Source organism: Piscinibacter gummiphilus, assembly GCF_002116905.1.
Lineage (GTDB): Bacteria > Pseudomonadota > Gammaproteobacteria > Burkholderiales > Burkholderiaceae_C > Rhizobacter > Rhizobacter gummiphilus.
The window spans coordinates 3,137,000-3,149,906 of the sequence record NZ_CP015118.1 but is presented as its reverse complement, the minus strand read 5'-3'; the positions used below and the strand labels follow the sequence as shown (position 1 = coordinate 3,149,906).

The 12,907-nt window shown below is 69.7% G+C and carries 12 protein-coding genes; 2 read left to right on the top strand and 10 right to left on the bottom strand.

The features are described 5' to 3' along the window. Positions 1-92 precede the first annotated feature (92 nt). The 10 genes from A4W93_RS14080 to A4W93_RS14035 all read right to left on the bottom strand — a co-directional run bounded on the left by A4W93_RS14080 (position 93) and on the right by A4W93_RS14035 (position 9,657). The gene (locus A4W93_RS14080) at positions 93-1,406 is read right to left on the bottom strand and encodes a type IV pilus inner membrane component PilO (protein WP_085751199.1); all 1,314 of its coding nucleotides are present in this window, start codon (positions 1,404-1,406) and stop codon (positions 93-95) included. A gap of 10 nt (positions 1,407-1,416) precedes the next feature. After that, positions 1,417-3,177 carry a type II secretion system protein GspD gene (locus A4W93_RS14075; protein ID WP_157131654.1) on the bottom strand — a complete coding sequence of 587 codons (1,761 nt, stop codon included), beginning with the start codon at positions 3,175-3,177 and terminating at the stop codon, positions 1,417-1,419. 23 nt (positions 3,178-3,200) lie between these two features. Beyond that, complete coding sequence (locus A4W93_RS14070) at positions 3,201-3,629, bottom strand: TcpQ domain-containing protein (RefSeq protein ID WP_085751197.1); 429 nt, start codon at positions 3,627-3,629, stop codon at positions 3,201-3,203. A gap of 48 nt (positions 3,630-3,677) precedes the next feature. After that, the gene (locus A4W93_RS14065) at positions 3,678-4,721 is read right to left on the bottom strand and encodes a TcpQ domain-containing protein (RefSeq protein WP_169726540.1); all 1,044 of its coding nucleotides are present in this window, start codon (positions 4,719-4,721) and stop codon (positions 3,678-3,680) included. Between the two features lie 32 nt (positions 4,722-4,753). After that, on the bottom strand, positions 4,754-6,049 hold the full coding sequence (locus tag A4W93_RS14060; RefSeq protein WP_085751195.1) for a TraB/TrbI/VirB10 family type IV secretion system protein: 1,296 nt from the start codon (positions 6,047-6,049) through the stop codon (positions 4,754-4,756). Then, positions 6,049-6,885 carry a TrbG/VirB9 family P-type conjugative transfer protein gene (locus A4W93_RS14055; RefSeq protein ID WP_085751194.1) on the bottom strand — a complete coding sequence of 279 codons (837 nt, stop codon included), beginning with the start codon at positions 6,883-6,885 and terminating at the stop codon, positions 6,049-6,051. Before A4W93_RS14055 ends, A4W93_RS14060 begins: the two co-directional genes overlap by 1 nt. Continuing rightward, on the bottom strand, positions 6,882-7,631 hold the full coding sequence (locus tag A4W93_RS14050) for a VirB8/TrbF family protein (RefSeq protein ID WP_169726539.1): 750 nt from the start codon (positions 7,629-7,631) through the stop codon (positions 6,882-6,884). Before A4W93_RS14050 ends, A4W93_RS14055 begins: the two co-directional genes overlap by 4 nt. Positions 7,632-7,805: 174 nt before the next feature. Continuing rightward, positions 7,806-8,645 carry a GNAT family N-acetyltransferase gene (locus tag A4W93_RS14045; protein ID WP_085751192.1) on the bottom strand — a complete coding sequence of 280 codons (840 nt, stop codon included), beginning with the start codon at positions 8,643-8,645 and terminating at the stop codon, positions 7,806-7,808. Positions 8,646-8,749: 104 nt separating this feature from the next. Beyond that, positions 8,750-9,109 (bottom strand): hypothetical protein, encoded by a 360-nt coding sequence (locus tag A4W93_RS14040; RefSeq protein ID WP_157131653.1) that lies wholly within the window; start codon positions 9,107-9,109, stop codon positions 8,750-8,752. 149 nt (positions 9,110-9,258) lie between these two features. Then, the gene (locus A4W93_RS14035; RefSeq protein ID WP_085751190.1) at positions 9,259-9,657 is read right to left on the bottom strand and encodes a hypothetical protein; all 399 of its coding nucleotides are present in this window, start codon (positions 9,655-9,657) and stop codon (positions 9,259-9,261) included. Between the two features lie 150 nt (positions 9,658-9,807). Between A4W93_RS14035 and A4W93_RS14030 the strand changes: the two genes are divergently transcribed. Continuing rightward, positions 9,808-10,632, top strand: coding sequence for a helix-turn-helix domain-containing protein (locus tag A4W93_RS14030; RefSeq protein WP_085754169.1), 825 nt, complete (start codon positions 9,808-9,810; stop codon positions 10,630-10,632). 48 nt (positions 10,633-10,680) lie between these two features. Next, a complete protein-coding gene (locus A4W93_RS14025) occupies positions 10,681-12,897 on the top strand; it encodes a molybdopterin-dependent oxidoreductase (protein WP_085751189.1) in 2,217 nt (738 codons plus the stop codon). Positions 12,898-12,907 lie beyond the last annotated feature (10 nt).

Genomic DNA, 12,907 nt, shown 5'->3' with positions numbered 1-12,907 from the left:
GCGCGCGGCTGTAGTCGCCGATGCTTTGCGCATGGGCCTGCAAGGGTGCGATGAGGGAAATGAACCCGGACACCACCGCGAACGGAACGAGATCAGCGCAGCGAAACATAGTAGACCCCCGTGGCTTTGAATTTCAGACGCGACACGACGTCGCCTTCACCGATGTCCGCTCGGACGGATTCCCAGCTGATCCAGTCCGGCGCGGTGCGCAAGGCTTCGAGGACGAAGGGCCCTGGCACGTCGCTCAGCGTGATCACCCCGCTCATCAGGGCTTTCGGATGCTCGAACTGCGGCGGAACGGTCTCCACCCGTGGCCACAATCGAGGCGCCTTGATCTCGATCGACAGGTCCGCGGTGCGCCAGACCTGGAACAGCGAGCCCGCCGTGCGGATGGCCTCCGTGAAGGTCGGAAGGTGCTCGCCCGCAGTGCCCAACGGCAGCCGGTCGATGCGCCATGGCGTCGACGTGTGAGCGACATCGAGTGCCGGCACCGCACCCGCCTCGACACCCTGCAGTCCGAGGGTCTCGTTCGGAACGGCGGCCTTGAGTTCGTCGTACGTGCCCCCCGTGCGCGCCCACACCGTTTCGCAACGCAGGGACAAGGCATTGCACTCCGTCGACTTCATGCGCCACCCCGGCACCATGGCGGGCCTGTCGAACATCTCGTCGACCGCGCCCAGCCAAGCCTGGCGATCGAACACCATGTCCTTCGACCGCGCCGCCAGCGCCGCGAGGTACTTCGGCACCGGATCGTTCTCCGCGACGAGCCGGGCCTGCTCTCTTGCGGCCTCCGCACGCCGGGCTTCACGCACCGAAAACCAGGTGGTGAAGCCCGCCCCGACCAACACCAACACCATCAGGAGCGGCCAGGGGTTCAGCGGGATCGGCGCCATGCGGGAGGCCTTGCTCGCACCTCGGGCCAGCCACTCGAAGTCCACCGGCTGGCAGTTCGGATAGAGCGAAGGCGTGTCGGACCAGATCGGACGATCTTCCGAGCCCAGCGCGTTCCGGGCCTCCATCTCCGTGGTAAGCGAGTCGACGACGGGCACGCCGTCTTCCAGCACGACGACGTAGACACGCTCATCCTTCCGCAGCCCGTCCGCCGGCACGGTCAGGAGCAGCGCACCATTGGGTGCCTCGGCGCCGACCTGCGTTGCGAAACAATGTGCCGCGGCCTGTGCCCCCTTGGCGAGCCGGATCGACTCTTCGGAGGCCCGGGGCTGGAACAGACCGTAGACCACTGTCTGGTGGGTGGACAGGAGTGCGTAGTGCGTGGCGTCGGTGGTGAGGTTGCGAGCCTCGTGGAGCCGGCGCATGGTGTGTTTCCCGCCGGCCGGTGGCCGCCAGCTCAGGCCGCCCAGCAGCGGGCCCGCGCTGCTGTTCGCGAGGATGCGTTCGATGGTCATGACCGCCGCCTCACAGGATGGTGGGGCGAACGAAGATCACGAAATCCTCGCGCTGGCGCCCCAGCTTGCGGCTGCCGCCCGCGGCGAGGGGGGCGTCTTCGGTCAGCCGCCGGGTGTCGTCGTTGGTCACGATGCGGCTGAGCCCGGTGATGACCAGCAACTGCCCCGCCTTCAGGGCCACGGTCGACTGGTCGATCAGGTTGCTGATCTCGGGAGTCTGGACCGTCTGCTGGGTCGGGCCGGTGCCGCTCGTGAAGTTGGCGATCTGCACGAGGGACGACAGGCCGACGCCGAACTTCAGCACCACCGTGTGGTTGTCCATGATGTACGGCTGGGCCAGGTAGCGGTCTCCCGTCGTCACGGTGGCCGTCTTCAGGCCCGGCGCGCCGGCGCCCAGCGTCGATGCGGCACCGGGAACGGTTTCGCTGACATAGGCCTTGCTGCCCAGCGACGCCTTCCGTGCCCACTGGCGGTTCAACGTCAGCAGGCTGACGGGGCGGTGCTGCGTGGAGTTGCCGTACTGGTTGAGCATCTGCAGCACCACCGTGCTGCCGCCCGCGATGCGCGACAGGTCGTTGCTGGACGGGGGACTGCCCAGCACCGTGAAGTTGACCGCGCCCACGGCCTCGCTCGCCAGCGTGGTGGGGGACACGACGCCCATGCGGAGGGCCTTCGCCACGGACTGGATCAGAAGACCCCATTCGATGCCCCGCTCGTCGTTCTCTTCCCGGCGCACCGAGTAGATGTCGAACTGGATCTGTGCCTGCCGCAGCATCGACTCGTTCTCGGCACGGACGAAGTCCCGCACCTTCGTCATCGCCTCCTTCGTGGTCGTGACGGCGATGCGCCCCGAGCCATCGGCGCGCACCACGGAGGAACCGGGAACGGACGCGACGATCTGGTTCACCGTGGCGATCAAGGTGGGCACCGTGGCCGCCCGTCCCTTCTCGGAGACGTCGGCGCTGCCGTTGCTGGTGCTCATCCCACCCGAGCTGCCCATGCCCCCGCTGTTGCCCGTGCTGCCCTGGTCGCTGGCGGTCAGGCCCATCGCGTACTGGGTTTCTCCATCGAGCGTGGCGATCTCGAAGAACTCCGTGCGGAAGCGTTCGATGACGACGACGCCGTCGCGGTACTCCCACGAGAGGTTGGTGAGATCGGTCACGTGATTCAGGAACCCCTCGAGCGATCCGCTCCACCGCATGGCGACGGCGTGAAGCTCCGGTGCACGAGACAGGGATGCCGATGGCGCGCGTGACGACGCACCGACATTCGACAGCGCGGGTTGGGCGGGTGTGCCTGCGAACTGACTGGCCGCCGCCAAGCCCGAGGACCGACTTCCCCCCACGGCATCGCCGAACACATCGGGCTTGACCCGCACCGGCACACCAGTCACCGCCGTGATGCGTTCGGCCACCGTGCGAAGGCCCACCTTGCCGCCGGTTCCCAGGTCGTTGAAACTGAGCCGGACCGGCTCCTGGAACACGGACGGCAGCTTCTCGTTCGACCCCATCGGCACGCTCACGGAGGCCACCCAGGGCCGGTTCGAGCGACGCAGCACCACGTGGGATGCCTGTTCGCGTGCCCGACGGTCCGCATCGATGGCACCGCCCTGGACGTCCCCGGGGGCGTCCGTGGAAATGGACGGGCCACCCAGCACGGGCGCCACGTTGCGGGCGCGGTCCGCGTGGTCGCCGGCGACACGTTCGGAGAGGCTCGGAATGGCACATCCTGCCAGCAGCAACAGGCCTCCGCCCAGCATCAGAAGTTTCATCGGTTGGATCTCGTTCTTGTGGTTCATGGGGCGGACGCCGGCGAGCATTCGCGGCTCTGTTCACCCTGCCGGGTGATGCGCACGAGCGGAGGCGTGTTGGCGTAGACGCAGGCCTCGAGCGGGTAGTCGGAGTAGCGGATGCCGGGTGACCTCAGCACGTGCTGCAACGCACCCTCGAAGGTGCCGACGTAGAGGTCGGGGGCGCCGATCAGGAAGTTGCGGGAGGCGTCCCACTTCAGCTTGTGGCCTCCCGCGGCAGCCCACCGCTCGAGGGTCTTCGCCAGCGTCACGTCGGACGCTTTCACTTCCCACCGCTGCTCGTTGGCCCCCGGGGACGAAGCCGCACCGAACGGCGCGACCGGAAGCTGCTCCGGCGAGGTCTGCGCCTGGACTCCCAGGCAGGTTGCAGCGAGGCACAGCGCCCCCCAGCGTTTCGTCGCACTTCTTTTCATCAGTCTCCCTCCATGAATTCGATGTGTTGGTCTGAGCCGCACCGGGGTTCAGCGTGGCGGCTCGTGCTTGATGCGCACCACCTGGCCGTCTTCGATTTCCATGCGAAGCGGGTAGCCGGACGCACGCAGTCCCGTGACGATGCGGTCGACCGCCTCGGGAAAGCGACGGGCGTCCAGCGTCAGGTCACCCACGATGGGCGCTTCGATCGGGGTGTCCCACTCGAGCCGGTAGCCGGAGTCCTGAGCCCATCGACGCAGGCTGGTCGCGACGGTGCCGTCGGACAGCAGGATGTCGAAGTTGCCGCGCACGGGGCGGCCCATCGAGGCGAGGTCGCGGCTCGGCGGTGCGCCCGCTGTGGACGTCCTGCGCACCGGTTCGACGGCGCGAAGCCAGACGATCTGGAGCGTGTCGGGAGGCCAACGCCCGGACGCCGCGGCGGACTCGATCCGCGCGGGCGCGACACCGGCTCGCACGAGTGCCTGCGCCGTTCGACGGAAGCGCGCTTCGGCGAGTGCCCGTGGTCGGGCGTTGCCCTCTCGCTGAACTTCGACCCTCACGTCAGACCCCATCCGGGCCGACACCTTCGCGATGAAGTCGGCGTCGTCGACCGGCAGCAGGCTGGCGCCCGGTGCGAACACGACGCTGCGCACCACCCGTTGTTCGGGTTCGACCCATTCGATGACATCGCCCCGAACGGGTGTGGCATAGCTGCTGAGCGTGCGATCGTCGGCCCCGAGTTTCAAGGGCGCCGACGGCCCCGCACCCTGGGCAGACGGCGGCAGCCAGACCTTGCCTGCGTGTTCGACACGCGCCCGACGCCCCGCCAGCCGCAGCGTGTACTCGTGGGAACGCCCCGCGACGACGTGGTACGGGCCCTCTTGCACCGGCACGACACGCTCGCCGGCCTGCCCGGCAAGGATCAGCGGAACGGCTTGCCCTTCGACGAACTGGAAATACGTTCGCTCGGTGTCGGCGAACACCTGCACCGGACGCGCCGACGTGTGGCCCGAGATGCGGTAGTCGAAATCGTAGGCGTCGGCCGCACCGAAGGCCCCGGAACCGACGACGCAGCTCATCAGGCCGACAGCCATGCGTCGGAACGCGGCGCGCAGTCCCCAAGGTTTCATCGGCGACTCCTTTCGAATGCGGTATCGAACGCCATGTCGCGAACCACTTCCACGTTGATGCGCGAGCCTTCCTCGACCGTCACCGTGGGCGGGATGGACTTGTGCCGCTCGAGTTCGGCGCGGGCGGTGTCGATGAACACCTGCCCGGTGGCCGACACCCCGCCCTGCCCCGACGTGCCGCCGTTCGGCAGCGCCGCGACGCGGGTCACCTGATCGGCGAGCACGCCGAGCAGCAGCGCGGCCCCGAAGCTGCGGAAGAAGTGGCGGTCGACGTCGCCGTCGATGCCAGCCTGGCCCGCGGCGTCTGCTCCGGTGGCGCCGGGCAGGTCGAACGTGGTGCCATCCGGCATCCGCAGCCGCGTGAACGCGAACTGGAGCCGGCTCTGGCCATGGCGGACGTCGTTGTTGTAGGCGCCGGACAGCAGCGCGCCCTTCGGCAGCAGCAGGTGCCGGCTGGTGCGGGAGTCGTAGACGTCCATGGCCACGCGGGCGGTGACCACCCCGGGCAGGTCGCTGTTGATGCGGCGCGTGAGCACGCAGGGGATCACCGTCCCCTGGTCGAGCGTCAAGGCGTCGGGTGGAGCCTTCGCATGGAGCACCGTGGCGTTCTGCGGAGCCGCCTGCTCCCGGGCCCATTGGCGCTCCCCATCGGCCCGGCTGGGTGCCGGGGCGGGCGCCCCCATTCCCTTGATGGCGTCCGCCAATGGTGCGATCGCGTCAATCGCCGGCCCGCCGCCACCCAGACGCCGCACCAGTCCGGCCGGCATCTGCTCGAGCGGGGACTCGCCCTTTTGTCCCAGAGCTGTTCCACCCTCGTCGAACACCGTCGCGGCGGCCGATCGGGCGGCCCGTTCACGTTCCACCGCCGCCGCATCGACAGGCGACGGTGGCGGCCCCGCCCGTTGCGGGGTCGAATCGAACGTCGGCAAGGCAGCCTGCGGCGACGGCTGCGGCACGGACGCATTCGCCGGCGGAACGCCCGAGCGCTCGTCGGACGGCCGGGCCGAAGGGGGCGCGCCGTCGGCAACCCGCACCCCACGCGCCGCCGCGGCACTGCTGGCCGCCTCATCGACCCACTGCACGCTGCCCTTCTGCTGCGCGAGCATCAGCTCCGGCTTCTTCAGCTCGGCCCGGGCCTTCTGGTCACCGGTCATCAGCGGCGCATCTGGTGAGGTGATCAGGAACACGCTCATCGCCACCGCACTGACCACCAGGAACACGCCGGCCAGCAGCTTGCGCGGCACACCACCGGGCGTGGTGTAGCCCTCGGGAGAGATCAGGAGGTCGGCCATCAGGGTGTCCCTCGCCGGCCGAAACCGAGGCGCGAGAACAGCCCCGGCTTCGACGAATGCCGCAGCACCTCCACCTTCGATTTCCCGAGCTTCAGCACGAACTTCTCCATCGTGCGCGGGACGACGAGGTACGGCGGCGTGACGCTGTAGTTGACGAGTGCGGTGTCCCCACTGTCGGGCGTCAGCATGAACAGCGCGGGCAGTTCCTGCAGATCGTCCGGGAGGCGGATGAAGGTGTGCGTGCCGTCGTCGAACACCTGCGTGGGCCGGAACGGGGCCTCGCCGTCGATGTCGTACTTGAAGTACAGCTTGTCGACCGCGACCCCGCTGATGGGCGGCTCGGCGCGGCTCGCCCCCGCCCACCGCGCCGGGCCGGCGTCGTCACCCTGCGCGGCCTGGGTCTGGTCGAGCAGCGCGGCGTTGGCATACGTCCAGGCGACCCGCGTGTACCACTTGCGGCCTTCGGCCGTGCTCTGCAGCTCGATGTGGTAGGCGCGGCGCGTGGTCACCACGAGGAGGTTCGTGGAGACGTTGTCCCACTTCGGCTTCACCTCCACGAAGGCCTTGCTTGACGGCACGTTCACGGCGAAGCTGGAGGCGTCTCCGGCGGACACGTAGGTCACCCGTTCATCGGGCGCGAGCTTGAGCTGCGTGGTGTTCCTCGGGCGGACCAGCACCTTGTAGATGCGGTCATCGTCGAAATCGAACGTGACCATGCGCGCTTCGCCGGTGACCGGCGTGGGCGCGAGCGGCGATTGGGCCTGCACCGGTGCAGCCCCATTCAGCGACAGCAGCAGGCACGCCACCGCGGAGACGAAGGTGTGCAGCCTGCTCATGAGAGGTCCGCCACACGCTCGAAGTGCGTGATGTTGAGGCCGGCGGGGTTCGTCAGCACTTCGTCCTCGGTGTCGGGCGTGGACAGCACGTAGTGAACGGTGAAACGCCACTTGCGCGTGAGCGGTTCGCCGGCGCCGGAACGTTCCAGCGTGGTGACGAACACGAACGCGATGCCGTCCTGCGACACGTCGACCCCGCTCGTGCGGGCCGTGCGGACGAGCGACGGCGTGGCCAGCAGTCGCTTGAACGGCGCCTCGGTGTCGACGAACTCCTTGTGCTGCGAGACGGCCTTGCCCCGCAGCGGCCGGATGGAGAGACGAAGGTTCTCGCGCGTGAGGTAGGGATCGAGGACCATCAGGCGTTCGACCCAGCGCGCCAGCTCGGACTTCAGCACCGCCGGACCCGGCTTGTACGCGGCAGCCTCGACGACCTTCACCACCGCGCCGTCGGCTGAGTGTTCGACCGCGTACGGCACCACCTGCTTGAGCGGCAGCATGCGCACGATGGCCAGGCCTTGCGCGGCCACGACCACGGCCAGCACGACCGAGACGACGAACCAGCGCGCGGCATGCACCTGGGGATCACCGAAGAGTTCGGCGAAGAGCCGCACGTTGGCGAGCGCCACCGGCGGGGTGTTGCGCAACGGGCGGTGCGACGACTTGTCGCCACGGGCCTTGCGCGACGCCGCCTTCGCATCGCGCGACCGCGACGGCAGCAAGGGAAGGGTTCGGTGTGTGGTGTCCACGTGACGGGCATCCGAAAATCGGGTGCACCGATTCTGGAATGGCGCCGCGCGCGACACCCCCCTACAACACCATGGAAACAGCCTCGGTTCGAGGGTGAACCTGCAAGCTCTGACAGCCTGAAAGTTAGGGGGACAGCAGCAGACAGTGGCCGAAACGGCCACTTCGGCGACTCATCAGCCGCTCACCGCCCCATGCTGGAACCGCGCCGGCAAGTCCTCCAACCGCGCCATCATCGGCAGGTCCGCCACGTTGAACGCGGCATCGAACGCAGGCGCGCCGAGGACCTTCGTGCCACAGCGCAGATAGCCCTTGATGAGCGGCGGCACGACCACCCGTGCATCGGCCGCAGACGAAGGATGCAACGGCAACGGATGATGTGGCACCGCAACCCACGGCGAATCCGCCAGGTGCGTTCGCCGCAGCCGGTGCCACAGCGCGCTGGCCTCCGCACCATCGCCATCTCGGTCGAGCGCGATGCTCGCGCAGCCGATCATCGTGTCGAGTCCGTGGGACACCATGAAGCGGCTGAGCGCTGTCCACAGCAGCAGGATCACGCCGCCGCGGCGCCAGTCGGGGTGGACGCAGGAGCGACCCAGTTCGACGGCGCGGGGCCGCAGCGCGGCCAGCGACGACAGGTCGAACTCGGTGTCGGTGTAGCCGCCGCCCGCGCGCTTCGCACCCGACGGGGTGAGCAGGCGGTAGGTCCCGACCACCGGGCCGGTGCTGTCACCGGGGGCGACGGCGCGCACCAGCAGGTGCTCGCAGAAGGGGTCGAAACGGTCGGCGTCGTGGCCTGCGGGCGTGCCGTGCGGCACCGTGAGCCGCGCGCCCATCTCGCCCACGAACACGCGGTGACGCAGGCATTGGGCTTCGCGCACGTCGGCCTCGCTTTCGGCCCAGCGCACTTCGAGGCGGAGGTCGGGGGCCACAACGGCTTCGGCCGGACGCGACGGGGTGTCGTCGTCCAGCCGAAGGGTGGTGGAGGTGTCAGGTGTGTGTTGGAGTTGGTACATCGGTCTCGTGCTGGTGCCGGGTCACAAGGCCGGCGGACGATCGGCCGTGACGGGGGCCACGGCGTTCCCACATGCGCCGGTGAGCCGGCGCCCCGCACGGGCCGTCACCGGATGGACCACGCCCGGCGGGCGTCCAGGGGCACGTCGACCAGCGGGGCCGGTGCGGTCTCGGGCGCATCGGCCAGATAACCGCGAGCCAGGTCGAGCAGGAGGGAGCTGATCCATGCGGATTCGATGCCGGTGGCGTACATGCGGTACTCACCCGTGGAACGGCGGCTGACCTTGACGACCCCGCCGCTGAGGCCGAACAGGCTGGCCAGTTCCTCGGAGTGTTCTTCCTGGATCACGAAGTCTTCGTCGTCGTAGCCCCAGGCCCGGAGCAGGCCGTTCAGCACCTGCACCCGGCTCTTCGGAACCGCGAGAGAAGGACGAGGGGCAGAGACGGGGGCAGCGAGGGGGGTCATGGCGGTACTCCGATCAGCACTGGACAACATGGCTGCATTGTTCGCCGCGACCCGGGGGATGAACATCCCTCGCAGGGACCCGCTCTTTTGGGGGGATTCTGGTGAATATTCACTGGACGGCCATCCCCAACTTCGTTCCCCCCTCCTCTTCAGCCCCGCCGCAGGCCGATGACCTGCAGTTCAGCGAAGGCGATGACGGTCACCACCTGCACGAGCAGAAAGGCCTGCCCGAGCCCGGTGGGCGCGAACCACGGGCCGAAGGCCACGGCCAGGCAGTCGACGGCCCACACGAGGTTGATGAGCACGGCGGCCCACACCCCCGCGCGGGGGATGACCGGGCGGCGCGCGAGCCACACCACGAACGCGGCGTAGACGAACAGGCTGAGCCCGGCCGGAACCAGCACGCCGGCCGGCAGGCCCAGCAGGCCTTGCAGCGGGGTGCCGCCGACGGCCATCAGGGCACCGCACGCGGCACTGACGGCCGCATCGGCGAACAGCACCTTGCGCAGGAACGACAGCGAAGCGATGGACGAGGACACTTGGGACATGGTGATCTCCTGGGCGCCGCCACGGGCCCGGCCCCCTTGGCCGCGCCGCCGTGTCCGGCTTGGGATGCAGTTTCGAAAACGGAAGGCTTCCGGTCCATGACGTGGGAGGTCATGGGCCGCCCGGCCCCGCTGCGTTATCGTTTTGCCACGATGAGCACATCACTCCACCCCACCCCGGCCGCGGCGGCCAGATCGGTCGGCGACCTGATCCGCGAATGGCGCCAGCACCGCCGACTGAGCCAGCTCGACCTCGCGATGCAGGCCGACATTTCCACCCGTCACCTGAGCTACGTCGAGACCGGGCGGGCGGCGCCCAGCCGGGCGATGGTGATGCATCTGGCGGAGCGCCTCTCGGTGCCGCTGCGCGAGCGCAACGTGCTGCTGGCCGCCGCGGGCTTCGCGCCGCTGTACCGCGAGCGCCCCCTCGCCGACCCCGCACTGGATGCGGCCCGCGCCGTGGTGGAGCAGGTGCTGAAGGCCCACGAGCCGTGGCCCGCGCTGGCGGTGGACCGGCACTGGACGCTGCTCGCGAGCAACGCCACCGTGCCCCTGTTCCTGCAGGACGTGGACGCCGCGCTGCTGCAGGGCCCGGTCAACGTGCTGCGCCTGAGCTTGCACCCCGGGGGTGTGGCGCCGCGCATCGCGAACCTCGTGAGCTGGCGGGCGCACCTCTTCCAACGCCTGGAACAGCAGATCGAGGCCACGTCGGACCCCGTGCTGTCCGCCCTGCTCCAGGAACTGCGCGCCTACCCGGCACCCGAGGCGGACGATGCCGACGCGGGCGGCGCCGCGCTGGAGCCGAACGCGATCGCCGTGCCGCTGAAGTTCCGGACACCCGCGGGCCTGCTCTCTTTCATCAGCACGACCACCGTGTTCGGCACGCCGGTCGACATCACCCTCTCCGAGCTGGCGCTCGAGACGTTCTTCCCTGCAGATCGCGTCACGGCCGAGACACTGCGTGGCATGACCACCTGAGTAGACTGCGCGGAAAACAGGGGTTCACCCAGGGACAAGGAGAAGCCGATGACTGCCACCCCCGCCCACCGCATCTGCCCGTTCTGCGAAGCCTGCTGCGGCCTCGAGGTGCGCCTCGACGACCAGGGGCGTGTCGCCTCGGTCCGCGGCCACGATGCCGACGTCTTCAGCGCCGGTTTCATGTGCCCGAAGGGCGTGGCCCTGAAGGACCTGCAGGACGACCCCGACCGGCTCCGCACGCCGCTGATCAAGCGCAACGGCGTGTTCGAACCCGCCTCCTGGGACGAGGCGTTCGACGAGATCGAGCGCCGCCTCGTGCCCCTCCGCGAGAAACACGGCCCGCACGCGGTGGCCGTCACGGCGGGCAACCCGTCGTCGCACAAGATGGGGCTGATGCTGTACTACGGCCGCCTCTTCAAGGCGATGGGCACGCGCAACGCGTACTCGGCTTCCACGCTCGACCAGATGCCCAAGCAGCTGTCGAGCGGGCTGATGTTCGGCCACTGGCTGTCCATCGCCGTGCCCGACATCGAACGCACCGACTGGCTGCTCGTGCTCGGCGCCAACCCGGTCGCCAGCAACGGCAGCCTGTGGACCGTGCCCGATTTCCGCGGCAAGGCCCGGGCTCTCAAGGCGCGCGGCGGCCAGCTCGTGGTGGTGGACCCGCGCCGCACCGAAACCGCCGAGCTGGCCGACCGCCACCTCACCATCCGCCCCGGCGGCGACGTGTACCTGCTGCTGGGCATGGTGGCCACGCTGTTCGAGGAGGACCTCGTGGACCTCGGTGCGGCCGCCCCCCACGTCACCGGCGTGGACGAGGTGCGCGCGGCCGTGGCGCCGTTCCCGGCCGAGGCGGTCGCCGCGCGCTGCGGCATCGAGGCCGAGCAGATTCGCCGGCTCGCGCGTGAACTCGCGGCCGCGCCGCGGGGCATCGTCTACGGCCGCATGGGCACCTGCGCCCAGCCCTTCGGCACGCTGTGCAGCTGGCTCATCGACGTGCTCAACACGCTCACCGGCAACCTCGATCAGCCCGGCGGCGTGATGTTCCCGCGGGCGCCCGCATTCCAGGCCAACAGCGAAGGCAAGCCCGGCAGCGGCCGCGGCATCGTCACGGGCCGGCACCATGCCCGCGTGAGCGGCGCGCCCGAGGTGTTCGGCGAACTGCCCATGGTGTGCCTCGCCGAGGAGATCGAGACCCCGGGCGACGGCCAGGTGCGTGCGCTGATCACCATCGCCAGCAACCCGGTGCTGTCGGCCCCGAACGGGCCGCGCCTGTCCCGGGCGATGGAAGGCCTCGAGTTCATGGTGAGCCTCGACATCTACCTGAACGAGACCTCGCGCCACGCCGACGTGATCCTGCCGGGCCTCGCCCCGCTGGAGGAAGCCCACTACGACGTCGCGTTCCACCAGCTCGCCTACCGCAACGCCGCGCGCTTCAGCGCAGCGGTGCTGCCCTCGCCCGCGGGGCACGTGCCCGAGTGGCAGATCCTGCTCAAGCTCATCGCCATCGCGAAGGGCCTGGGGGCACGCGCCGACGTGGTCGCGCTCGACACCGAGATGCTGCGGGCCGATCTCGCGAAATCGGCGGGCGACCAGGCCGACGAACTGCTGGCCGCGCTGGCACCCCTCGTCGGACCCGAACGGCACCTGGAACTCGCCCTGCGCACGGGCCCGTACGGCGACGGCTTCGGCGCGAAGCCGGACGGCCTGACGCTCGCGAAGCTGAAGGCCGCCCCGAGCGGCATCGACTTCGGCCCGCTGCAGCCGCGGCTGCCGGGCCTGCTGCGCACGCCGTCGGGCAAGGTCGAACTGGCCCCGCCGATGCTGCTGGCGGACCTGCCGCGTGCGCTGGCCGACCTGCAGCAGGCCGCGCCGGAGTTCGTGATCGTGGGCCGCCGCCAGGTGCGCTCGAACAACAGCTGGATGCACAACCTGCCCACGCTCGCGAAGGGACCGTTCCGCTGCACCGCCCTCGTCCACCCGTCCGACGCGGCCCGCCTGGGTCTCGTGGACGGCGGCCGGGCCCGCATCGCGCGGGGCGACACCACGTCGATCGACGCCGAGGTGGCGGTGAGCGACGAGGTGATGCCGGGTGTCATCAGCCTGCCCCACGGCTGGGGCCACGGCCTGCCGGGGGTGAAGCTTTCGGTGGCGGCCGAGCGGCCGGGCGTGAACCTCAACGACGTGCTGGACGAGACCCTGCGCGACCCGCTGTCCGGCAACGCGGTTCTGGGCGGCGTGGCCGTGCAGGTGGCCGCGCTGTAGCCGTGGCACC